Origin of the sequence: Fischerella muscicola PCC 7414 (assembly GCF_000317205.1) — a bacterium.
Lineage (GTDB): Bacteria > Cyanobacteriota > Cyanobacteriia > Cyanobacteriales > Nostocaceae > Fischerella > Fischerella muscicola.
In genome coordinates, this window is sequence record NZ_AJLK01000073.1 from 56,468 (window position 1) to 80,495 (window position 24,028).

Annotated in this window: 19 protein-coding genes and 1 pseudogene; 13 read left to right on the forward strand and 7 right to left on the reverse strand. The window is 42.0% G+C overall.

The annotated features are described in order from the left end of the window. Positions 1–2: 2 nt before the first annotated feature. Positions 3–1,247, reverse strand: coding sequence for a DUF4336 domain-containing protein (locus UYI_RS0110655; RefSeq protein WP_016866647.1), 1,245 nt, complete (start codon positions 1,245–1,247; stop codon positions 3–5). A 197-nt stretch (positions 1,248–1,444) separates the two neighbouring features. Then, positions 1,445–2,182, reverse strand: coding sequence for an LmeA family phospholipid-binding protein (locus UYI_RS0110660; protein WP_026085880.1), 738 nt, complete (start codon positions 2,180–2,182; stop codon positions 1,445–1,447). A 971-nt stretch (positions 2,183–3,153) separates the two neighbouring features. Between UYI_RS0110660 and UYI_RS0110665 the strand changes: the two genes are divergently transcribed. From UYI_RS0110665 to UYI_RS0110675, 3 genes are all read left to right on the forward strand, one after another. Continuing rightward, complete coding sequence (locus UYI_RS0110665; RefSeq protein ID WP_016866649.1) at positions 3,154–5,976, forward strand: cation-translocating P-type ATPase; 2,823 nt, start codon at positions 3,154–3,156, stop codon at positions 5,974–5,976. A 370-nt stretch (positions 5,977–6,346) separates the two neighbouring features. After that, complete coding sequence (locus UYI_RS0110670) at positions 6,347–7,291, forward strand: S-layer homology domain-containing protein (protein ID WP_016866650.1); 945 nt, start codon at positions 6,347–6,349, stop codon at positions 7,289–7,291. A 16-nt stretch (positions 7,292–7,307) separates the two neighbouring features. Next, positions 7,308–8,186 (forward strand): DUF3267 domain-containing protein, encoded by an 879-nt coding sequence (locus tag UYI_RS0110675; RefSeq protein WP_016866651.1) that lies wholly within the window; start codon positions 7,308–7,310, stop codon positions 8,184–8,186. A gap of 183 nt (positions 8,187–8,369) precedes the next feature. Here UYI_RS0110675 and UYI_RS0110680 read toward each other — a convergent pair whose 3' ends face one another. Together UYI_RS0110680 and UYI_RS32405 are read right to left on the reverse strand one after the other, a co-directional pair. Beyond that, entirely contained in the window at positions 8,370–8,765 is a 396-nt protein-coding gene (locus UYI_RS0110680) for a hypothetical protein (protein ID WP_016866652.1), read from the reverse strand. A gap of 91 nt (positions 8,766–8,856) precedes the next feature. Further along, positions 8,857–9,234: pseudogene (locus UYI_RS32405) on the reverse strand (rhomboid family intramembrane serine protease); the annotation flags it as partial. A gap of 64 nt (positions 9,235–9,298) precedes the next feature. On the opposite strand from UYI_RS32405, the gene gcvT reads away from it, so the two are divergent. The 3 genes from gcvT to gcvP all read left to right on the forward strand — a co-directional run bounded on the left by gcvT (position 9,299) and on the right by gcvP (position 14,174). After that, on the forward strand, positions 9,299–10,435 hold the full coding sequence (gene gcvT / locus UYI_RS0110690; protein WP_016866654.1) for a glycine cleavage system aminomethyltransferase GcvT: 1,137 nt from the start codon (positions 9,299–9,301) through the stop codon (positions 10,433–10,435). A gap of 118 nt (positions 10,436–10,553) precedes the next feature. After that, positions 10,554–10,940: a glycine cleavage system protein GcvH gene (gene gcvH, locus UYI_RS0110695; RefSeq protein ID WP_016866655.1), complete on the forward strand. Its 387-nt coding sequence runs from the start codon at positions 10,554–10,556 to the stop codon at positions 10,938–10,940. Positions 10,941–11,234: 294 nt separating this feature from the next. Then, positions 11,235–14,174: an aminomethyl-transferring glycine dehydrogenase gene (gene gcvP, locus UYI_RS0110705; RefSeq protein ID WP_016866657.1), complete on the forward strand. Its 2,940-nt coding sequence runs from the start codon at positions 11,235–11,237 to the stop codon at positions 14,172–14,174. 269 nt (positions 14,175–14,443) lie between these two features. On the opposite strand, the gene UYI_RS0110710 is transcribed toward gcvP, so the two are convergent. Next, positions 14,444–15,412, reverse strand: a complete 969-nt coding sequence (locus UYI_RS0110710) for a CHAD domain-containing protein (protein WP_016866658.1) — start codon at positions 15,410–15,412, stop codon at positions 14,444–14,446. A gap of 458 nt (positions 15,413–15,870) precedes the next feature. Here UYI_RS0110710 and UYI_RS0110715 point away from each other — a divergent pair, with 458 nt between their 5' ends. Then, complete coding sequence (locus UYI_RS0110715) at positions 15,871–16,938, forward strand: DUF3616 domain-containing protein (RefSeq protein WP_016866659.1); 1,068 nt, start codon at positions 15,871–15,873, stop codon at positions 16,936–16,938. Between the two features lie 148 nt (positions 16,939–17,086). Here the strand turns inward: UYI_RS0110715 and UYI_RS0110720 are convergent, their stop codons facing one another. Further along, positions 17,087–17,491, reverse strand: coding sequence for an NIL domain-containing protein (locus tag UYI_RS0110720; protein ID WP_016866660.1), 405 nt, complete (start codon positions 17,489–17,491; stop codon positions 17,087–17,089). A gap of 104 nt (positions 17,492–17,595) precedes the next feature. Here UYI_RS0110720 and UYI_RS0110725 point away from each other — a divergent pair, with 104 nt between their 5' ends. From UYI_RS0110725 to UYI_RS0110735, 3 genes are all read left to right on the forward strand, one after another. Beyond that, positions 17,596–18,186 (forward strand): thioredoxin family protein, encoded by a 591-nt coding sequence (locus UYI_RS0110725; protein ID WP_016866661.1) that lies wholly within the window; start codon positions 17,596–17,598, stop codon positions 18,184–18,186. 106 nt (positions 18,187–18,292) lie between these two features. Next, positions 18,293–18,598, forward strand: coding sequence for an ArsR/SmtB family transcription factor (locus UYI_RS0110730; RefSeq protein WP_016866662.1), 306 nt, complete (start codon positions 18,293–18,295; stop codon positions 18,596–18,598). A 132-nt stretch (positions 18,599–18,730) separates the two neighbouring features. Continuing rightward, positions 18,731–18,949 carry a hypothetical protein gene (locus UYI_RS0110735; RefSeq protein WP_016866663.1) on the forward strand — a complete coding sequence of 73 codons (219 nt, stop codon included), beginning with the start codon at positions 18,731–18,733 and terminating at the stop codon, positions 18,947–18,949. Between the two features lie 61 nt (positions 18,950–19,010). On the opposite strand, the gene UYI_RS0110740 is transcribed toward UYI_RS0110735, so the two are convergent. After that, positions 19,011–19,574, reverse strand: a complete 564-nt coding sequence (locus UYI_RS0110740) for an NUDIX hydrolase (RefSeq protein ID WP_016866664.1) — start codon at positions 19,572–19,574, stop codon at positions 19,011–19,013. A gap of 251 nt (positions 19,575–19,825) precedes the next feature. Between UYI_RS0110740 and UYI_RS0110745 the strand changes: the two genes are divergently transcribed. The 3 genes from UYI_RS0110745 to UYI_RS0110755 all read left to right on the forward strand — a co-directional run bounded on the left by UYI_RS0110745 (position 19,826) and on the right by UYI_RS0110755 (position 23,839). Further along, entirely contained in the window at positions 19,826–20,878 is a 1,053-nt protein-coding gene (locus UYI_RS0110745) for a dipeptide epimerase (protein ID WP_016866665.1), read from the forward strand. Then, positions 20,862–21,902 (forward strand): DUF1611 domain-containing protein, encoded by a 1,041-nt coding sequence (locus UYI_RS0110750; RefSeq protein WP_016866666.1) that lies wholly within the window; start codon positions 20,862–20,864, stop codon positions 21,900–21,902. Before UYI_RS0110745 ends, UYI_RS0110750 begins: the two co-directional genes overlap by 17 nt. 125 nt (positions 21,903–22,027) lie before the next feature. Next, positions 22,028–23,839: a bifunctional serine/threonine-protein kinase/formylglycine-generating enzyme family protein gene (locus UYI_RS0110755; RefSeq protein ID WP_016866667.1), complete on the forward strand. Its 1,812-nt coding sequence runs from the start codon at positions 22,028–22,030 to the stop codon at positions 23,837–23,839. The last annotated feature ends 189 nt before the right edge of the window (positions 23,840–24,028 follow it).

Here is a 24,028-nt window from a genome sequence, read left to right on the forward strand (position 1 = left end):
GTTTATTGGTAGTATTCTTTTGGAGGTTTTGCGACACCCCATTTCATCAAATTTGCTTCTAGTTCCTTGATAAATTTAGCATCTTCTGCCAGGAGGGAATGGTTTTCGCTTGTGAATGAGTTTTGATTCACAGAGGATTGTTGCTCAAGAAAAGCGAATGCTTGCCGAAATTGTTCCGGGCTGGTTTGAATTGGCGAGTCAAAGTGACAGGAAATAATTTGCTGAAAATCCCAATTAGCAACCCGATCAGCCCAGTTGAGTACTTGTGTAGGATCTTGAGGAAAAATTAGAGTTTGCAAAATTGGTGCTACAAATGGACGCCCCTGATTTCGTAGCGCTGCAAATGATTGCTGCCAATTTTCTCGCCATCGAAATGGAAAAACACCAAAGTAGGCTTTTCTAGAACGATCTGGTGCTTTGAGGGCATCGCGAAATGCCTGCCCTAATCCTATTGTCTCCAGTGTACTGGGACGGAAATAGATGGCAAACAATGAAATGCGTTGCCATCCCTTACGGCGGTTGGCTTCGTTGTCTTTGATCGCTTCTAAAGCGTTGTCTCTGGCGTGAAAGAGTAAGGGGTAGGGGTCTAATTTAAAAGTAGCAGGTGGTTCTTCTGGCACAGACACAACAGAATCAGTTACTAGTAGAGTGTGCGATCGCTTGTGGAAGAAAGCAACTTCTGCAAAAGCCCCCCGTCCCAAATCGATATCCAAGATTGCATAATCAAATTCATCACTTATAGGAGCCAGGCTGGAGTTTTCTGGAAGTATGTGAGTGCGTTTTGGGGGAAAGCCTAACCAACTTAACGGCAAATTAAACGGAAAACTCCACTGGTGGGGAGCAACAAATACTTGCGCTTGGGGAAAGCATCTAGCGAAAGGGCCAACAAAGACTTTGTGTTCTAAGCCAGAACTGGTGGGCAGAATAATGTATTTCACATTACCATACCTTGCTACCAATTCATTCACCATGCGGATACATTCTCTGGTAGGAGCAACAGGTGCATAGACTAGAAGACCACCAGTTTCGAGTCTAACTACAGTCATCCGAATGGGAACGATAGTGTAGAGAATGCCGTGCAGTTGATCGAATGTCCAAATCGTGTCCTCAACAACTTCACAGCAGCATGTTTGCCGCTTACCGTAGGGATAAAGTGGCACAGCAGGCCAAAATGGCCATGACCAATCTCTCATCTGCATCGGTCGTTTCTGTGGCATGACTCCCGAGTTGGATTCCTGTGGATTCATTAGGACTGCCCTCTGCCTTGCCTGAAAGGGTTGATAATATCAAAATTATTCCTACCAAAAGGTAGAAGACGATGTCTAATCTAAACAATTAAGAATAAGAAAACGCACTGATGGTCTTTCAAACTCCCCTACTATTGTCTTAAATTTGATAGTAGGGGGTTTTTTATCAGCAATCCCATTTTTCACCTGAAATCAACCTAAAGTGTAGGTATTTGGTTCATTTTCGCTTCTATCAAAAATATTAAGCTGCCTTTTTGCACTTCGAGATTAATGATGCGGAACCGCGTATCATCAAATTCTAAATATGGCAAGTTGACTAATTCTTTAATCTTGTTCATTAATGCCACGACAATATTTAAGGAAATGCCCTCCCCTTGAGTACAGTTGAAACTTTCCATGAGTGTAGGTTTGTTTAGGGTACGTGGGCTAAACACTGACCTAAAGCCGACTTGGCTAGTATGAGCTTGTTCTTGTATCCCCACTATCCCATCGATTTGAATTTTGCCATCACCAGGCAAAGAAAGCTGAATTTTCTGTGATTGCAACTTTACAGTTTTACCATCCACATTCAAATCAAAGGGTCTGAGTTTGCTCCGAACAAAGTCTGAAGTCAAGGCGTGGTTAATATCCGCCTCTTTTAAGACTATACGAGCTTTAGTATTTACAGGCTGATCAAGTTCAATTTGACCAAAAATGGCACTAAGAGGATTGATGGAAATTTGATCTGTTTTTACCTGTATTTCTTGTATGCGGACTTCTTGTATTTCTAGCCCTTCTCCAGCCAAAGAAACAGTATCTGCTTGTCCTTGAACAATTTTGAACAAATCGGTTTGCACATCTACATCTATTTTTTCTGCTTGATCCAACTGGTGAGACAAGGTATTTTCTGCCGCTTGGGAGAGTAAATTTTCCTCAATTTTTCGTTCTTGTGACATAAGTTGAGTTCTTTTAGAGCCTTCTGCTTCATTGAAACGCCGATCGCTCACAAGTGTATCTGCAACAAGTTATATAAAATGATATATATTTGTAGGGTTTTTAAACTTATCTGTCTTGAAAGGCACCAGCGCGAGGGCAGAGGAGCCACTGCGTTGGACTCTTTCCCCGGCTTGTAGACGCGCTCCGCACGGCTACCTACGGAAGCCACTCCGTGTCTACGGTGCAGGGTAGCATGTGGCGTGACAGAAGGAGTAAAACAAACTTTCATTCTTTATTGTGAACTCTGATCATGGAAGTCTTGCACGCAGACTAGGCAAGGATATATGCATTTCTAGCAGTGGCGTTCAACGCAAAATGCTTTTGAAGGTTCCGAAATCTCGACACATGGGCATTGAGATCCATATACCCGCTGATTTTCTGAAGATCAAACTTTGCCACTGCACTGATTTAACACTACTGTGAATATTTGTCATCTACCATAGGTGAGAGGCTTAGTTGAAGCTAACTGATCCATTGCACTCACTTTTTAATCACATTTGTTTCTCATACTAGATTTACAGGTCAACTTTAGTAAATAGCTAACAACTAAAGCAACAACTAATAAACTAATAGTCTTAATTTACCCTGTCAATCAGGGTGTAAGGGATCAGGAAGGGTGTAAGGGTGTAGTAGTTCACCAAATAGATTTTGATAGGTTGCCCAGATCCTCGACTTTTTTAAAAAGTCGGGGATCTAACGCCTCGCGAAGAGTCAAAACTTATGTGGTCGAGTAGTAGGGGTGAAAGGGTTTAAGGGGGTAAGGGTAAAAGGGTGTAAGGTAGAAAATTTGATATCCAAAATTCTTCTCCTACACCCCCATACCCTTACTCCTCTACACCCTTTCCTATAAAGACGCCACACCCCCATACCCTTACTTCCCTACACCCACCCGAAAGGGGCTTGGTCAGTGTTAAATATAAGGGCGAATAAGATGACAGTAACATCACAACAGATAATTCGATCAAGTCAATGGCATCATCTGTCTATACAAGAAGTAACTCGGCATTTAGATACTAATTTAGAAACGGGTTTAACCTCTGCTGTAGCGGCAAAAAAACGGGAGCGTTTTGGTGCGAACGAACTCAAGAGCAAACCTGGAAAAAGTCCATTGCTACGATTTATCTTGCAATTTAACCAACCACTGCTGTACATCTTGTTGATTGCGGGTGCAATCAAGGCGTTTTTGGGGCAGTGGGTGAATGCTGGGGTAATTTGGGGCGTAACTCTGATTAACGCCATTATTGGTTTTGTGCAAGAATCTAAGGCTGAAAGTGCGATCGCTGCCTTAGCTTCCTCTGTGCGAACCAACGCAACCATCATCCGCAACGGTCAAAAGATGCAAGTTCCTTCCACAGAGTTAGTACCGGGGGATGTGGTACTACTTGTTTCTGGAGATAAGGTTCCAGCGGATTTGCGTCTGGTGCAAACACGGAATCTGCAAGTGAATGAGTCAGCACTCACAGGTGAGTCAATTGCAATTGAAAAAAACACGCAACTTCTGCATCTAGATACACCGTTAGCAGAACGTACCAATATGGCTTATGCTGGTAGTTTCGTGACTTTTGGCACTGGCAAAGGCATTGTTGTTGCCATAGGAGATGCCACAGAAACCGGGCGTATTTCCCAGCTAATGGAACAGGGAACCAGCCTGAAAACGCCATTAACCCGCAAATTTGACAAATTTAGCCGCACATTGCTGTATATCATTTTAGGGATAGCAGCATTGATGTTTGCAGTTGGGCTGGGATACGGCTATTCCTGGGTAGAAATGTTTGAAGCTGCGATCGCTTTTGCCGTCAGTGCCATTCCCGAAGGATTACCAGCTGTTGTCACTGTTACACTAGCAATCGGTGTTTATCGCATGGCGCGGCGTCATGCTATTGTTCGCAAATTGCCAGCAGTGGAAACCCTCGGCAGTGCTACAGTTATTTGCTCTGACAAAACCGGAACCTTGACAGAAAATCAGATGACTGTACAAGCAATATATGCAGGAGGTCAAAATTATACTGTCAGTGGTGTAGGTTATGCTCCCGAAGGAGAAATTTTACTCAATGAAAAGCCAGTAAATAGGAACCATTTGCCTGCTCTTGAAGAATGTCTCAAAGCCGGATTGTTATGTAATGATTCACACCTGGAACAAAAGGACGGACAGTGGCAGGTTGTTGGCGACCCCACAGAAGGAGCATTGATAGCTGTTGCCAATAAAGTTGGATTTACCCGCAGCAACTTAGAAGAGGAAATGCCCAGGTTGGATGTCATTCCCTTTGAGTCTGAGTTCCAATACATGGCAACTTTGCATGAAACTTCGTCATTTGTCATTGGTCATCCGTCATTGGCAACTGACATAGACGCGCCTTCTTCGGCTTCCCATAGGGTAGGACAAAAGACAAAGGACAAAAGACAAAGAACTATCTACGTTAAAGGTTCAGTCGAAGCAATTCTCAAACGTTGCCAACAGATGTTGGATGTAAAGGGAAACCTTGCTTCTCTGGATGTAGAAACAATACATCAGCAAGTTGATGCAATGGCGAATCTTGGTTTACGGGTGCTAGCGTTTGCCAAGAAAACTGTGCCAGATGTAGAGACGTGCCATGGCACGTCTCTACAACGTGCAGATATCGAAAATGATTTGATTTTCTTGGGATTGCAGGGGATGATCGATCCACCTAGAACAGAAGCAATCAAAGCAGTTCAAGCCTGTCAAGAAGCAGGTATCCAAGTCAAAATGATTACAGGCGACCATGCAGTCACTGCCCAAGCAATAGCTCGAAGTATGGGCTTCAACAAAAACGGCGAAGTTCTGGCTTTTACAGGAAGTCAACTTGCCCGAATGGGTCAATCAGAACTCGCTACAGCCATAGAAGATGGGGTGGTGTTTGCTCGTGTTGCACCAGAGCAGAAACTGCGTATTGTTGAAGCATTACAATCCAAAGGCGAAGTCGTCGCCATGACGGGGGATGGAGTCAACGATGCACCCGCCCTCAAACAGGCAGATATTGGTATTGCGATGGGGGGTGCAGGTACAGAGGTGGCGAAAGAAGCCTCTGACATGATTTTAACCGATGATAATTTCGCTTCCATAGAAGCAGCAGTTGAAGAAGGGCGGACTGTATATCGAAACCTGCTCAAAGCGATCGCCTTCATCCTACCTGTCAATGGTGGTGAGTCGATGACGATTTTGATTAGTGTGCTGCTTGCTAGAGAATTGCCGATTTTATCTTTACAAGTTCTGTGGTTGAACATGGTTAATTCCATTGCTATGACTGTACCTTTGTCCTTTGAGCCAAAATCTGAGCGGGTGATGCAAAAACCACCACGTAATCCCCGTGAACCTTTACTTTCCCCAAGTCTAATCAAGCGCATCCTAGCAATTTCCATCTTTAACTGGATTTTGATTTTTGGCGTATTTGAATGGATACGACAAACCACAGGAAATCTCGATTTAGCTCGAACAATGGCAATTCAAGCCTTAGTAGCTGGAAGAATTTTTTATCTTTTAAGTATTAGTCAATTAGGAAGTGCTGTTCTTGCCAGACTTCGCTTAATTAGACAAAGAATTAACGATGCCTCAGCAATTGGAATTGGAATTGCTTGTACTGTAATTTTGCAGATAATTTTTAGTCAGTGGAACTTGATGAATAGCTTATTTTCTACAGCCCCACTGAACTTAAATCAATGGTTAACTTGCTTGCTTATCGGCTTGCCAATGATTGTAGTATCAGCATTAGTCAATCGATTTGACCCTCTTGACTAAGTTATTTAATCACTCAATAACAAGGAAAAGGGAATAGGTAAAAACCAATTACCTTTTCCCCAATTACCAACTGCGGGAGTACAATATCATACGCAATTAGCCGAACTTGGTGTTAAAAAATTTTGATCCCTGGCGTTCTTGGCGTCTTGGCGGTTCATTCTTTATCTCTTTTTATACAACGCCCAAAAATCCTACTTCCAAACAACATTACCTGAAAATGTTGCATTGCAAATAGATGTATTTAACCTATTTATCAAATTGTCACTTAATAAGTATCTAGGAAAATCAGTTTAATACCAATAGATAGATACAGGAATGAAATCCAGAAAATACTATTAGTAAATAACTATGATCATTAGGAGGTATCCTCATGACTAGCTTTCTTCGATTATTCTCAGTAGCTGTATCTGTACCCACTTTATGTTTAGCTGTCAATGCAGCTGTACCCTTACTAAGTAACGCTCAAACTCCAACACAGACAACATTTCGTGATGTACCACCTAATTATTGGGCGCAACCATTCATTCAACGCTTGGCCCAAAGAAACATTGTGGCGGGATATCCTGATGGCACATTTCGACCAGAGCAAGCAGTACAACGTGATGAATTAGCTGCAATTATTCGCCAAGCTTTTAACCAACCCCCAGTGCGACAAATAGAAAGCGGCTCTGTATTCAGAGATGTTTCTGAACAATCATGGGCAGAACGTCCGATTGAGTCAGCATATCAACAAGGCTTTATGTCTGCCTATCCTAATGGTTACTTTCGACCAAATCAACCTGTTACCAAAGTTGAAGCAATAACTGCTTTGAACAGAGGTCTAGATTTAACTTCTGATACGCCAGTGGCAGTTTCTCCAACTACTCAACCAACTACACAGCCAACTACACAACAACGAGCAAGGAGAAGACCAGTATTTGTTCCAATCGCAATCACATCCTTAATGCAGCCTCTCCTAATTTCTAGAGCCGAGGCTGTACCTCCTGCTGCAACTGCTCCTGGAACAACAACACCTCAAAACGCTACACAACCCGAACGTTCTGCCTCAGCTATTGTCAATGACTATTACATAGATGCCAACAATATCCCGCAAAATGCTATTCCTGATGTCGCCGCAGCTACCCAACAAAATATAGTTGTTAACTATCCAAATCTAAGAGAACTCAACCCTAACCAGCCTGCTAGCCGTGCAGAAATTGCGGCCTTAATCCATCAAACATTGGTTTCTCAGGGAAGAATCGAACCACTTCCTGAAAATTCACCTGCTAATCGGTATATTGTTCGGACTTCTGGTAATAACCAAAATACTCAATAGCAGTCGTTGATAGTTCATGGTTCATCATCACGAGCCAACTTATGTTTTCCGCCTGACGCACGAACTCGCGTTGCGTTGGGCAACCTTAAGTATTCTGCTGTTTTTTGTAAGTGTGGCAGGTGTGAGTGGATTTTACCAAGCTATTCATGGGCAGACATGGACATTGGTATCCGCAAGTAACCAAACAAATCAATGGTCAGCCCTTGTTGTATTCTTAGGATTTATTGCTGTTTTATTCGGACAGATCATTATTCACGAATTAATTCACGGGGTGGCGTTCGCTGCCTTTGGTGGGTCGCCCCGTTACGGAGTTGGTGTTAAATTTTTCTTACCTTATGCTTACGCAACTTCACCAGGAACTCGCTTTTCCCGTAACGCATATTTGGTTATTGACCTGGCTCCGTTGGTTGTAATTGATTTGCTGTGTCTGGTTTTAGTAGCGATATTTCCACAAGCAGCTTGGCTTGGTTTAGTTGTAGTATTTAATACTTCTGGAGCTAGCGGTGATTTGTGGATGGCAACGCTGCTGCTGCGCTGTCCTGCGTCAATTGAGGTGGAAGATCGTCATACAGGTATGGCGATTTACGCTCCTCCTGATGTTGATTTTCGTTCGCTACCCTTTAAAACTTCTAGTTCAAAAACTCGTTCCGCTTTATGGGTTTGGGGTAACGTTACGCTCCTAGCTTTGATGGTAGTGTTTTTGGGTAGCTTTCTGCTGATGCCAGTCTTCCAGATTTTGCAGGTTCCTTCATTTGTTTTAGGTACAGATAGTTTCTGGATTATGCGCTGGCAGAATGACGAACAAGGAGTTCGTATTGGTTTGAATGTATTGTCTATTTTAGCGATCGCTGCCTTTATTGGACTTATGGGTATTTTGGCAAAGGTAATAAATTAGCTGGTGGCTTCTCAGGAACAACCCAATGGTAAAGGGCAAGGGGGAAAGGCTTGAATTTACCCTTTTCCTCTTTCCCCCTTAACCAAAGATATTGGGTGTACCAGGACGATAGTAATTGCCTCCTGGGTGGAGACAGGCTGTCGTCAGTTCAGTGTTTGATGAAAATTTTTGGCAGATTGACTGTTAGTTAGGTCGATTACGATTAGGGCCACCCGCCCAAGGTGGTGGCCCTTGGGTAGGACGAATATCAACTACAGAACCATCTTCACGAGTAATGGAAAAGGCATCTAACTCCCCACCTCTACCCAACTCGCCCGTAACACTAACCTGTTCACCAGGCTTAAGATTAATTTCGCGCCACCAACGCGGCCCCGCATCCACAATTAGTTGCCCTGTACCATCATCAATGATAAAATCATTACCTACAACTTGCGAAACTTTACCAGATACAGTTATGCCGTTAGCACGTTGTTGTAAATCACTAATTTTAGTTTGAGTCTGTGCCAAGGTAGGTAAAGTTCCAATTGTAATTGCAGAAATTGCTGCTAAGGTTAAGCCGAATAATACTCTTTTATTCATCGCTAGTTACCTTTTGACTCTGCTTTCTTTATTTTTGAAACAAAATGTGAGCAAAAAGTGACAGTAAGAATACAGAATAAATTTTCATTTTCTAGCGGCGCTTATACAAGCCAAATAGAGGAGCAAGAATTGCCCCAAAAACAAACCCTCCAGCATGTGCCCAGTAGGCAATCCCGCCACCTTCCATACCGGTATTGGAGCGAGCCTGTAAGCTAGCGATACCATAAAAGGCTTGCTGAACAAACCAAAACCCAAGAAAGAAAAACGCAGGGAGTCGTACTGTGGTCAAGAAAAATCCCAAGGGAATTAAGGTGAGAACTTCAGCTGTTGGGAAACGAAAAATATATGCACCTAAAACTCCGGCTATAGCGCCACTAGTACCCAAGGAAGGAATCGTAGAATTTTGTGAAAAGAACCACTGACACAACCCTGCCAAAACGCCGCATGTCAGATAAAAAATTAGGAAGCGATCGCAGCTCCTAACTGAATCAATTCCGTAGTATATAAGATGTTGACCTAAGAAAAAATTGCCCGTGGCTAAACCAGAAGAAAACGCCCTTCCCCTATATCAAACACCTCTATATTTCCTTGCCTTGGAACTAAAAGCGCGACTCACTAGCTTTGGTGGTTGGGAAATGCCCGTACAATTTAGCGGTATTACTACAGAACACCAAGCAGTAAGAAATGCTGCCGGCATATTCGATATTTCCCACATGGGCAAATTTGCCCTGACTGGAAAAAACCTCATTGCCCAGCTTCAATACCTAGTTCCATCAGACTTAAGTCGTCTGCAACCAGGTCAAGCTCAATACACTGTTTTGTTAAATGCAAACGCTGGTATCATCGACGACATTATATTCTACTACCAAGGGGAAAACTCTGACGGCGAACAGCAGGGAATAATGATAGTCAATGCTGCGACTACGAGTAAAGATAAAACATGGCTGTTGCAGCACCTTAACACTCAAGAAATCAATTTCCAAGACCTTTCTAAAGGAAAAATCTTAATTGCTGTCCAAGGGCCAAAAGCTGTTGAGTATCTTCAGCCCTTTGTGCCAGCAGACTTATCATCAGTGAAAGCCTTCGGACACTTAGAAGCATCCGTTTTGGATAAACCCGCCTTCCTTGCTCGTACAGGCTACACAGGCGAAGATGGATTTGAGGTGATGCTGGACCCAGAAGAGGGCGTAAAATTATGGCGTAGTCTTGTTGAAGCCGGTGTAATTCCCTGTGGGCTTGGTGCTAGGGACACTCTGCGACTAGAAGCAGCAATGGCACTTTACGGACAAGATATTGATGATACCACCACGCCCCTAGAAGCAGGTTTAGGTTGGTTGGTGCATCTTGATACCAAAGGAGATTTTATTGGGCGCCCCATCTTGGAACGACAAAAAGCTGCGGGGGTGCAGCGCAGACTAGTAGGTTTGCAAATGCAAGGACGCAATATTGCTCGTCATGGCTACCAAGTACTATCAGCAGGTGTAATAGTAGGAGAGGTAACTAGTGGTACACTATCACCGACACTTGGTTATCCCATTGCCCTAGCATATATTCCCACACAGCTAGCAAACGTTGGTCAACAGCTACATATAGCAATTCGCGGTAAAACATACCCAGCGATAGTGGTTAAGAAACCTTTTTACCGTTCTCAAACTCGGATCACAAAATAAACAGAGGTACATAGTGGTGCGAACCTACAAAAACCTGTATTTTCTGCAATAGAAAACCGCTATATTAGCCATTAGTCATTAACCATGTTAAATTTTTGCATGTGGAAAAGGAAGTGATATGTCTTTGGAATATCCACAGGATTTAAGGTACTTAGATACTCATGAATATGTACGTCTAGAAGGTGAAATAGCCACAATTGGTATTACTGCCTTTGCTGTAGATCAACTTGGAGATGTTGTATTTTTGGAATTGCCAGATATTGGTGACGCTGTTACCAAGGGAGAAAAAATTGGCACAATCGAATCCGTAAAAGCTGTTGAAGATTTAAACTCACCAGTAACTGGCACTGTTATCGAACGTAATGAGGAGATGATTGAATCTCCCGAACAAATAGCAGAAGATCCCTATGGTGAGGGATGGTTTATTAAAGTACGGGTAAATGACCCCGGTGAAATTGATGATGCACTCACAGCACAGGAATATAGTGCTGAAGTGGAGGGGTAGAAGAGTGGGGAGGTGGGGAGGTGGGGAGATGGGGAGTGTGAGGAGTGTGAGGAGTATGAGGAGTGTGAGGGGTATTTCTTTCATTGATATTCTCCCTTGTCCCCTTGTCCCCTTGTCCCCTTGTCTCCCGTGTCTCCCGTGTCTCCCTTGTCCCCCGTGTCTCCCCTGCCCTCCCTATCCTCCCATGCTGTCCGGGAAAATTTCATGAATCTTAGATGAACTGATATTTTAGATCCAACACATCAAGCATACTTATTGCAAAATATGAAATAGTAACGTCTGGAGAAGCTCTTTGTGGTAATATCTGCTCCTCGTCCCCAGTCAGGTAATCAGCAAAATCTGGGCGAAAGCACTGAAAAATTAAGTGATTTTAAACAAAGACATATTGGCCCTAATGCCGATGACATACAGCAAATGCTGGATGTGCTGGGGGTTTCTTCCCTAGATGATCTCATCAACCAAACAGTACCGCAGTCCATCCGGCTACCTCGTGCTTTAAATTTACCAGAAGCACTTAGTGAGTACGCGGCACTAGCAAAGTTAAAAGAAATTGCTTTAAAAAACCAAATTTTCCGCTCATTCATTGGTATGGGATATTACGACACTATCACCCCGACGGTGATACAGCGTAATATCCTGGAAAATCCTGGTTGGTACACTGCCTATACTCCTTATCAGCCAGAAATTGCCCAAGGGCGACTAGAAGCACTGTTGAATTTCCAAACTATGATTATCGATCTGACGGGTTTGGAAATTGCTAATGCCTCATTATTAGATGAAGCAACAGCCGCAGCCGAAGCAATGAGTATGAGCTATGGTATTTGCAAAAATAAAGCAAATGCCTTCTTTGTCTCGCAAGAGTGCCATCCCCAAACTATTGATGTGTTGCAGACACGGGCTAAGCCTTTGGGAATCAAGATTATCATCAGTGACCATGAATCTTTTGATTTCTCAGAACCGATTTTTGGGGCAATTCTGCAATACCCCGCCAGTGATGGCACTATTTACGACTACCGCGCTTTTGTAGAAAAAGCACATGCTGTGGGAGCATTGGTAACGGTAGCAGCAGACCCCTTAAGCCTGACACTATTGATACCTCCTGGTGAATTTGGTGCTGATATTGCTGTTGGTAGTACTCAGCGCTTCGGTATTCCCCTGGGTTACGGCGGTCCCCATGCAGCATACTTTGCTACCAAAGAAGAGTATAAGCGGCAAGTCCCAGGACGGATTGTAGGCGTATCAAAAGATGCCCAAGGTAAATCAGCATTACGTTTGACTTTACAAACCCGCGAACAACACATCCGTCGAGAAAAAGCTACCAGTAATATTTGTACAGCACAAGTGTTACTGGCGGTGATGGCAAGTATGTATGCTGTTTATCACGGCCCAGCAGGACTGAAAAAAATAGCCGAGAATATCCACACTCTGACTGGAACCTTGGCAGCAGGATTGAAAAACCTGGGTTATAAAATTAGTTCTGAAACTTTCTTTGATACCATTCGCGTAGAACTAGGAACCCGTAGTTTACAAGAAATTCTCGCTGCTTGCGAAGCAAAAAAAATTAACCTGCGGATTTTTGATGAAACTGCTGTGGGTATTTCGCTAGACGAAACTACCACAGTTGAAGATGTTCAAAACCTGTTAGAAATTTTTGCCCTTGGAGACGAATCAACTCCTCCCACTCTCCCCATTGCCCCCCAACCCCACAAAGTGGGGACCCCTAGCCCCCCACTGCCCCTAATCCCCCTTAAGCGCACCAGCACTTACCTCACCCACCCCATCTTCAACCGTTATCACTCAGAAAGCGAGTTGCTGCGCTACCTGCACAAGTTGGAAACCAAAGATTTGTCACTCACTACATCAATGATTCCTTTGGGGTCATGTACGATGAAGTTGAATGCAACCTCAGAAATGATTCCAGTTACTTGGGCAGAATTTGGTAAAATTCATCCCTTTGCCCCCGATTCACAAACTCAGGGTTATCAAATTCTCTTCCAGCAATTGGAAGAATGGTTAGCAGAAATTACCGGGTTTGCGGGAATTTCTCTGCAACCAAATGCTGGTTCCCAAGGTGAATATGCCGGGTTGCTGGTAATCCGCAAGTATCATGAAAGTCGGGGGGAAGCACACCGCAATGTTTGCTTAATTCCCACATCTGCCCACGGGACTAACCCAGCAAGTGCGGTGATGTGTGGGATGAAAGTGGTAGCTGTGGCTTGTGATCTTCAGGGTAATATTGACTTGGATGATCTCAAGGCAAAAGCAGAAAAGCATAGCAACGAACTCGCTGCTTTGATGGTGACTTATCCTTCTACCCACGGCGTGTTTGAGGAAGCAATTCAGGAAATTTGTGCTGTTGTTCATAGCCACGGTGGACAAGTCTACATGGATGGGGCAAATATGAATGCCCAGGTGGGACTTTGCCGTCCAGGAGATATTGGGGCGGATGTTTGCCACTTGAACTTACACAAAACTTTTTGTATTCCCCACGGTGGTGGTGGTCCTGGTATGGGACCGATTGGTGTAGCAGCCCATTTAGTAGAATTCTTGCCTGGACACGCTGTGATTGCGATGCCAGATTACAATCCAAAATCGATGGGGGCTGTTTCGGCTGCACCTTGGGGTAGTGCTTCCATTTTGGTAATTTCCTGGATGTACATTGCCATGATGGGTGCAACAGGTTTGACAGATGCTACGAAAGTGGCTATTCTCAATGCCAACTACATCGCTAAAAGATTGGAAGCACACTATCCTATTTTGTATCAAGGCAAAAATGGGTATGTTGCCCATGAGTGTATTTTAGATTTGCGATCGCTCAAAAAATCCGCCAACATCGAAATTGATGATATCGCCAAGCGGTTGATGGACTATGGCTTCCACGCACCTACTGTTTCTTGGCCTGTGGCGGGTACAATCATGGTGGAACCCACCGAAAGCGAGTCTAAGGAAGAGTTGGATAGATTCTGCGATGCGATGATTAGTATTCGTCAAGAAGTTGCCGAAATTGAAGCAGGTAAGGCGGATGTGCAAGATAATGTCCTGAAAAATGCACCCCACACTGCCGAAAGTCTAATTATCGGAGAATGGAATCATCCTTACTCCCGTGAACAAGCTGCTTACCCTGCACCTTGGACACGTGAACACAAATTCTGGCCTGCTGTTGGGCGTATTGACGCCGCTTTTGGAGACAGGAATTTTGTTTGTTCTTGTCTGCCTATGGAGGCGTATTCGTAGTCTAGTCTGATTCTCGAATTTCTCTGTGCTTGCCCAGAGGAGGGTATATTATCGAACACAGATGCACACCGATTCACACAGATGATTTATCGGTGTGCGTCTCTTGTTTATCTGTTGTTTTAATTCTGGAAATTGGTGTATTTTATATCTGTAAAAGATTTGTCAGTTATACCATTTCACAAAATTATTGATACAAATCCTCTCCCTTGTCTTCCTTGTCCTCCTTGTCTGTTAGTCGCTAAATTTATCAAACTTATAGTGAAACGGTATTAAGCGGGATGAAGTACTGTAAAATGTAAATCCTGTTTAGTTTTACCTTGCAGAAACCGTTCTTGTAATGGTTGCCATTGCTGCCACATTTGATAACGATTTTCTGCTAATAAGGCAGCAACATTGGGGATTTGAGTTTGAATTTCTGACTCGAAGATACCTTCTAACCACTCTGCAAGTACCATACTATCTTGTATAGAACCCAAGATATCTTGGATGCTTTTTAATTCTGCAATATAAGCTGTGTAAGTTTCACCGTAGAAATCGGAAAATAACTCCATTTGGTAACGTATGCGTTTGGCTTGCTTGCGTAGACTGTGAAGAGTCTTGCCGTTGGTTGCTAATTCTTTTTCTATTTTTTTTGCTTCCCAATTGTGCAAAACTACTATTTGATTTCCTTCAATTTCAGTCCCAACTAGCCAACCTGGATTTAGTAAGAAATCGCTTACCTCTGGCAACAGTAAGTCTGGTAAGACTTCTTGAATGGGTAGAGATGCCAGGGGTTGATAATTTGGTTCATCTAACCACTTTTTTAACGCTTGTTTGATTTCTTTATAACGTTCATCTTTGAGTGTGTCTCGCACATCTGCCAGTGCCTCTTCCCGTTGTTTTTCTAAAGCATCTAGGGCTGTTTGTAGAGATTGGCGTTCTTTTTTAGGTAATTCTGGTTGAGAAAGATGTTCAAGAGTTTCTTTTAATACATCTAAGTCTCGAAGATTGCCAAGACGACGCGCTATTTTTCCAATATTTTTATCACTTACAACCTTTGGTAAATTCACAGCGATCGCAAACCTACTAGTAGCTGTACGTAAGCGACGCATCCCCACTCGCATTTGATGTAATGCTTCTGGATCTTTATCTTTTTTAACTTCTGTTTCCCATTTTAAAGTTTTCTTAAAGTGTTTTTGGAGTGCCGAATAAGCATAATATCCAAGATTTTTCACTTGCGGTTTGGCAGCCAATGACATAAAAAATGATACACCTTATTTAGTTCTTTCTGTTGTCTATACTTCTTGAATCATAGCATTAGTTAAAAACTATAATATTTGATTTGTAACTAATTGTATATAAAATTACTGTCTCAAACCAATATTATGACGACTAATTATATATTTTTCAAAACTCATATAATTGTTAATCTGATAATCTGAAAAGTGTAAAAGTAGTTGAGCATTTATTTTTTACTTTCAAAAAATCTCTAACTAAGTACAAACTTGCGTTGACTCGTAACGAAATTATACGTTAAAAACTCCGCGTGACTCTGCGCTTACTTTGCTACCTGGTGCGTTTAAAAATGTTAAGATTTGACCCAAAGCTGTACTAATTAGCTAATTATTTAATAGATTTATAAATATTGCAATAAAAAGTATCATTTAACACTTAGGTTAAAAATGTTATACCAGAAAACACGTAAGCAAAATTTAACATGAAAAACTCAACTTTGTTAAACAATGTTTTGCTCAAATTTACTGATGGCTTTAAAGAACACCGAGAAGACCTATCGGCAGTAATGCTAACATCAGAAAAGCATCTATGGTTTGGTTCCGATGAAACTTCAACTCTTGAACGCCTTTCTTATATTGATGCTAATAATTTTGCTGAACATAAACAATTTCGTGTAGGAGAATTTATTGACTTACCTGCACCAGAAGAGGAAGAAATTGATATTGAAGGTATCGAATATAGTGATAACTATCTCTGGATTATTGGTTCTCATAGCTGGAAACGCAAAAAACCCAAACCAGATAAATCGGATATCAAAAACATTGAGAGATTAGCTAAAGTTGCATCGGAACCAAATCGGTATATTCTAGCACGTATTCCCCTTATCGACGGAGAATTATGTAAATCTTGTCCCCATCCGGCAGATGCAAATGTGCAGTTAACTGCTGCAAAGTTAAAATTAACTGAATACGGAAATATGTTGATGGAAGTTTTGGTAGATGATCCTCATCTAGGATTTTTTGTTACTGCCAAAATTCCCGGTAAAGACAATGGCTTTGATATAGAAGGTATAGCAGTTTATCAAAATCGAATTTTTTTGGGTTTACGCGGTCCAGTATTACGGGGTTGGGCTGTGATTTTGGAAATAGAGGTAGAACTTTTGCAAACAGGAGTACTAACCCTAAAACCAATAGCAAAAACAGGTCAATCTTATAAAAAGCATTTTGTATTTTTGAATGGTTTAGGAATAAGAGATTTACATCTAGCTGGAGAGGATTTACTGATTCTAACAGGGCCAACGATGGATTTAGATGGCCCAGTGCAAGTTTATCGTTTGCATGTTGACCCTAATTTGCAAGATGATGTCCTACACTACCCTGAATATGTACAAGATATTCCCTTTGGTAATCGAGATGACCATGCAGAAGGGATGACGCTGTTTGAGGAGATCAGCGGAACACCTTCGCTATTAGTAGTTTATGATTCTCCAGCAAATAATAGGCTGGTGAGTGATGGTAGTGTGATTGCAGATGTGTTTAAGTTGGGCTAGTTGAGAGGTGGGGATTAGGGGCAGTGGGGTGATGGGGAGGTGGGGTGATGGGGGAGTGGAGGAATAACTACTAACTACTAACCACCAACAACCAACAACCAACAACCAACAACCAACAACCAACAACCAACAACAAACAACCAACAAACTAAATATTTGTAGAAATTGCTTGCACTGGACAAGTAGGTATACACTGTTCGCAGACGATGCAGCGCGATCGCGTAAATGTTAGTTTATAGGTTTCTGGGTTCAGGGTTAGGGCTTCGGTAGGACAAACCCCTGTACATAACCCGCAGTGAACACACACTTCTTCGTCTATGACTATTTCTCCTAAAGTGTGAGATACACTGATATTTTGCGATCGCATCCACTCTACAGCAGCATCTAATTGATCTATATCCCCAGAAAGTTCTACTACCAATTTACCAATTTGATTCGGTGCTACTTGGGCGCGGATGATATTAGCAGCGACATTGAAATCTTTTGCTAGTCGGTAGGTGACTGGCATTTGAATAGCACGTTTGGGGAAAGTGAGGGTAACTCGTTTTTTCACGGTTTTGGAAATGGGGATTGGGAAATTTGGAAGTCGGAAGTCAGAATTAAATAAAGCGGTAAACTGAAAATAATAATGCTTAATAAGTTTTAATAAATTCTGTTATGAGTATCGATACTTCTGGGAAATCTCCAGCTAAATCAGAATTCAACGCTGGAACACGTGTAAGAAACTTTTTAGTCGCAATAGTAGCGATCGCTCTGAGTGTGACTCTTTTTGTAGGATTGAAATCTCAGGGTAACACAGTTTCTCTTACTCAGCTGGGTGAAGAATCTACTCCTTTAGAAGTAGCTTTGGCTAATGGCAAGCCATCGCTAGTGGAATTCTATGCTGACTGGTGTACTGTTTGCCAAAAAATGGCTCCTGATATTGCCGCACTGGAAAAGCAGTATACAGAAAAAATTAATTTTGTGATGCTGAATGTGGATAATAGCAAGTGGCTACCCGAGATGCTGAAGTATCGCGTTGATGGTATTCCCCATTTTGTGTTCTTGAGTGAAAATGGAGAACCCATTGCCCAAGCAATTGGTGATCAACCCCGCACAATTATGGCAAGTAATTTAGAAGCCTTGGCTGTTGGCTCATCCCTGCCGTATGCTCAAGCTAGTGGGCAAGTTTCCAAAGTTTCCACATCAGTAGCACCACCAGGTAACAGCGATGATCCTCGCAGTCATGGTAGTCAAGTAGTCAATTAGTTGCTTGTTGTTTGTTGTTTATTGTTTGTTCCAATCAACTACGAACTATCAACAAACAACTATTCATTAAACTTGATATATCGACATAAATCGATATAATTGAATTATGGATAGTAAAGATATTGATATTTTTAAAGTCCTGGCTAATGAGACTAGGTTACAGATCCTGCATTGGTTAAAAGAACCTGAGGCGAATTTTCCCTGCCAGGATGTAGATCCTCGTATGGTTGGAGTCTGTGTCGGTAGTATTCAAAAGAAAACTGGTTTGGCCCAATCTACGATATCTCATTACTTGTCTATGCTGGAAGACACGGGGTTAGTTGTCTCAACACGCATAGGACAGTGTACTTACTATCGCCGTAATGAAGAAGCTTTTTCTGTGTTTGTTACTCATGTTGCCACTGATCTATAAATAAAAGCTTATAGATACTTGTATTTTGTTTTTTATTTTCTTATATCGAAATTGTTCGATATTTCTAAGCTTCAAAATACTGCTATCGTGTAGGTGCAATGGGTAGCCAAAGCTTGATTGAAGGAGATAAGTATGCTGGCAAGCTATTTGTTATTATTAATTGTTGGTTTAAGTGCTATCATTCTGGGAATGAAAATACGGGAGGAAGTCTACCGCATTGCCGTTGTGTTTAGTGGAGGAATGCTGTTAGCAATGGGGTTAATATTGGCTCCTTCACCTGTACAAATCGGTTTTGGATTATTGTTGTTAGGGCTAGTCTATATATATTCTCCAACCAAAATTTTAGATTGATGGAAATCAACATGATTTTCCATTAATGCTGTTTGTTGTGAATAACTGAATTGCACTTTTCCTAATTCCGATGATATTGCTCAATCAAATTTAATCCCAAAAACAGAGCGGCAACACTACCAGCCACACAAATTTCTCCTTGGATAATTTTTGTTAAAACTGATTCTATAGGAATTAAGATTACTTCTATTTCTTCTGTGATATCCAGTTGCTGTTTACTCGTTTTGCTGACATTTTCTGCTAAAAATAAATGTAATCGATTGGTATCTTTGCTGGGTCGATCATATAAAGTAGCTATTTTTTTAATTTCTTGAGCTGTATAACCAGTTTCTTCCTGTAGCTCTCTTTTCGCTGCTATTTCGGCACTTTCTTGATTGGGGTCAAAACTGCCTGCTGGTAGTTCGATAAAAAAATCTTCTACTGCGTGTCTGTATTGGCGGACAAAGACAATTTCTTGATTGACGGTTATGGGTAAAATTAATGCTACTTCTGGTTTAATATAGACAAAGTAATCATCTATTATTTTGCCATTTGGTAGAAGAATTTCATCTTGCCTAAGTTGACACCAAGGATGGTTTAATACCATTTTTGATTGTAATAATTGCCATTTTTTTAATTTGTCCATAGAGTTTATTAAGTCTGTGTCAATGAATCTTGAGAGTTTCTGATATGATAGATGACTAGAGGGTGGAATATCTACATTAACGAACCACAAAGAACACAAAGAACACAAAGGTTTTCATAAGATAATACTCGTCAAAAAGTAGAAAAGACACAAAGTGTTGACCAATAATTCTTCACAGGGTACAATTCTGCAAAATTATCTGTGGGTTAATTCCAAATCTAAAATCTAAGAATTAAACTGAAATTTGAATTATGCAAATTGAGGTGGAAATCTTTACGGTTAACAAACGATTTCCCTTGACTATTAGTCGTGGGACAACAGCACAGACAACTAATGTTTGGGTGAAGATTTCCGATGATGGTATTGAAGGTTGGGGAGAGGCGTCGCCGTTTAGTATAGGCAATTATCCGCAATCAACGGAAATTATTAAAGATGCTTTGCTGAAAGTTGCCCCTGCTTTGCAAACATATAGCCCGTTGCAAAGACAGCAAGTAGAACAGATTTTAACAACAGCCAAAGTTCCTTCAGCAGCTAAGGCAGCGTTAGATGTGGCAATGCATGACTGGTTGGGAAAGCGCATTGGCTTACCATTGTGGCAGCTATGGGGGTTTGACAGAAATGCGATCGCACCAACTTCTGTAACTATTGGGATTAATTCACCAGCAGGGGCAAAAGCCAGGGTAAGGGATTGGTTGGAATTTCTGGATGTCCGTGTTTTCAAGATCAAGTTGGGTAGCCCAGAGGGTATTGACGCCGATCAAAAAATGTTGATGGCGGTACGAGAAGAAGCACCAACACAGGAATTATACGTTGATGCCAACGGCGGTTGGAATTTAGCAGATGCGATCTACATGTGTAATTGGTTGGCAGATTTGGGTGTAAAGTATGTAGAACAGCCCCTCGCAAAAGGTCAAGAGCAAAGTTTAGCCGAACTTAAGATGCGATCGCCTTTACCTATCTTTGTGGATGAAAGTTGTTTCACCAGTGCTGATATCCCTCAATTAGCTAATATTGTCGATGGAATTAATATCAAGCTAATGAAATCGGGGGGATTAAGCGAGGCGATGCGGATGGTAAATACAGCCCGCGCCAATGGGTTGCAAGTCATGTTTGGCTGCTATTCTGATAGTGCGCTTCTCAACACAGCAGCCGCACAACTAGCGCCACTTGCTGACTATTTAGATTTAGATAGTCACCTGAATTTAATTGATGACCCTTTTACAGGGGCATTTGTACAAGCAGGAAAAATTATACCAAACGACTTACCAGGCTTGGGGGTACAACGCAGTGCGTCTGCCACTTAATCAACGAATAGCTATCTTATTACATGAGGGAATCAAGGGAACTCGCGGTAAAACAGGGTTATCACTTTTACGCTACAGTGAAGCCCCGATTGTAGTAGCGATCGACCGCGAATGTCCAGGGCAATCCTTGCCAGAGTTAACAGGTATTCGCCGCGATGTACCCATAGTTGCATCAGTCTCAGCAGCACTCGAGTACAAACCGCAAGTCTTAGTAATTGGCATTGCACCTCTAGGTGGCGTATTACCAGATGATTACTGGCATGACATCAAAGATGCCTTAGCTGCGGGAATGTCCCTGGTAAACGGTTTACACGCACCACTATCAACCATACCCGACTTAAAAGCACTCCTGAAGCCAGGACAAATGATTTGGGATGTGCGCAAAGAACCACCGAATTTGGGTGTAGCTGCGGCGATGGCGCGTACCCTTCCCTGTCGACGGGTACTGACAGTGGGAACTGATATGGCAGTTGGCAAAATGTCAACTAGCTTAGAATTACACTGGGCATCAAAATTGCGGGGTTGGCGTTCTAAGTTTCTGCCTACAGGGCAAACTGGTTTAATGTTAGAAGGGGATGGTATACCCCTAGATGCTGTGCGCGTGGACTTTGCTGCTGGGGCAGTGGAACAAATGGTCATGCGCTATGGTAAGAACTACGATATTTTGCACATCGAAGGACAAGGTTCTCTACTGCACCCTAGTTCCACAGCAACATTGCCCTTGATACGCGGTTCCCAACCCACGCAGATGATCTTAGTACATCGGGCAGGACAAACAGAAGTTGCTGATGGTGTGCTAATTCCACCTTTAATAGATGTAATCAAACTTTATGAAACAGTCGCCAGTGCAGGTGGTGCTTACCCAAAAGTACCAGTAGCAGCAATTGCCCTCAACACTCGTCACTTAAACGAAGTAGAAGCAAAAGCTGCGATCGCCCAAACAGAAGCGGAAACCGGACTACCTTGTACAGATCCAATTCGTTTTGGTGCTGACAAGCTGTTGGATGCCGTCATGCAGAAGTAATCTACTGGTTCGTTATGAAGAACTCTAATCTGAACTGCAAATTTAAATTTTTTTTAAACAGGTCTCTCAAAAATCAGTATATTCACGTTAATTTAAGGTAAAGAACCTTTAAACGCCTTGAGTTTATGCAAGTCTGCCAAAGCTCTGATTGCTCAAACCCTTTTAACCCTGATGGTAATAGGTTTTGCATCAGTTGTGGTTCCAATAACTTTGGCAACCTTCTCAAAAACCGCTTCCGCGTGCAGGAAGTGATAGGTGAAGGTGGGTTCGGCAAAACTTATCTAGCCCAAGACGTAGATAGGTTAGATGCTGCTTGCGTAATCAAGCAATTTTTTCCACAAGTGCAAGGAACAGCAGCACGCACTAAAGCAGCAGAACTTTTTAAAGAAGAAGCAAAACGCTTATTTGAACTAGGAGAAAATCATTCCCAGATTCCCAGATTGCTTGCTTACTTTGAACAAGGTTCCAGCTTGTATTTAGTGCAGGAATTTATAGAAGGAGAAACTTTACTATCATACCTAAAGCATAAGGCATTTAGTGAAACAGAAATTTGGGGACTTTTGTTTGATTTATTGCCAGTTCTGCAATTTGTTCATGAGCATAGTGTAATTCATAGGGATATTAAACCAGAAAATATTATTCGCAGAAAAAGTGATAGCAAGTTGGTGTTAATAGACTTTGGTGGTGCGAAGCAGGTAACACAAACTAGTTTAGCTAGACAAGGAACAGGAATTTTTACAATTGGTTATGCACCCAGCGAACAAATGGCTGGATATGCCACTCCAGCCAGTGATTTATATGCTTTGGGTGCGACTTGTGTAAGACTTTTAACTCGATGTTTGGCAGTTCAAGATGCTTATGGTACTCTTCACGATCCTCTTTATGATGTCGTAAATGCTCAGTGGTTGTGGCGAGAAATTTTAAATGAACAAGGGGTAAAAATTAGTGAGAAGTTGGAGACAATTCTAGATAAGTTGCTGAAACACTTTGTCAAGGAAAGATATCAATCAGCAGCAGAAGTATTAAGAGATTTAAATGCTACCACATCTTCTGTTGACCCAACCATTTTGGCAATTCCACAACCTATTGAACCACAAGTAGCATCATCAAATCTCAAGTTACAAACATTTGAATTTGAGGTGGTGACAGTAGACGTAAGTGGTAGAGAAATTAGTCGTAACCGTCGTCAAGCACAACTTTTTGCTGAAAACTTGGGTAAAGGCGTAATTTTGGAAATGGTGCAAATACCAGGTGGTAATTTCATGATGGGTTCAACCCAGGGAGAGGGTAAAAATTCTGAAAAACCACAACATACAGTAACCCTGAAACCCTTCTTTATGGGTAAATATCCTATCACCCAGGAACAATGGAAAGCTGTAATGGGAAATAATCCCTCACGCTTTAAAGGGGCAAAGCGTCCAGTAGAATCTGTATCTTGGAATCATGCTGTAACTTTCTGTAAGCGACTTTCACAAACAACAGGCAAAACTTATAGACTACCCAGTGAAGCAGAATGGGAATATGCTTGTCGCGCTGGCACAACTACACCCTTTCACTTTGGTGAAACCATGACCACTGAGTTAGCGAACTTCAACGGGAATGGTACTTATGCTTCTGAACCGAAAGGAAACTATTGTAATGAAACAACATTGGTAGGTAGTTTCCCAGCCAATCCTTTTGGACTATACGATATGCACGGAAACGTTTGGGAATGGTGTCAAGATTACTGGCATGATAATTATCAAAATGCGCCTACTGATGGCAGCGCTTGGTTAACTCAAGGTTTTTTTGGGCGAATTTTTGCTGATTTTAGCTTGTTACGCGGTGGTTCTTGGTATTGCGAACCTAATAACTGCCGTAGCGCCACTCGCCATAAGCAAGCACCGAACTCTTGTTTTATCAGTGTTGGTTTCCGGCTTGCATTAGTTATTGCGTGAAGTCTATGTGCGCCATGAAAAATTTTTAAGATAAATTTTATGCAATCCTGAATAGCGAGTGAATTACCAGGAAACTCCAGAACTTCCCGCCAATGTTGTTTCAAATAAAAGCGCCAGTGAATACGGTGCAAAACCTGGCGCTGGTGCTATCGGTTATTTGGAAGCATTATTGTAAGCAAAGAGTTAATG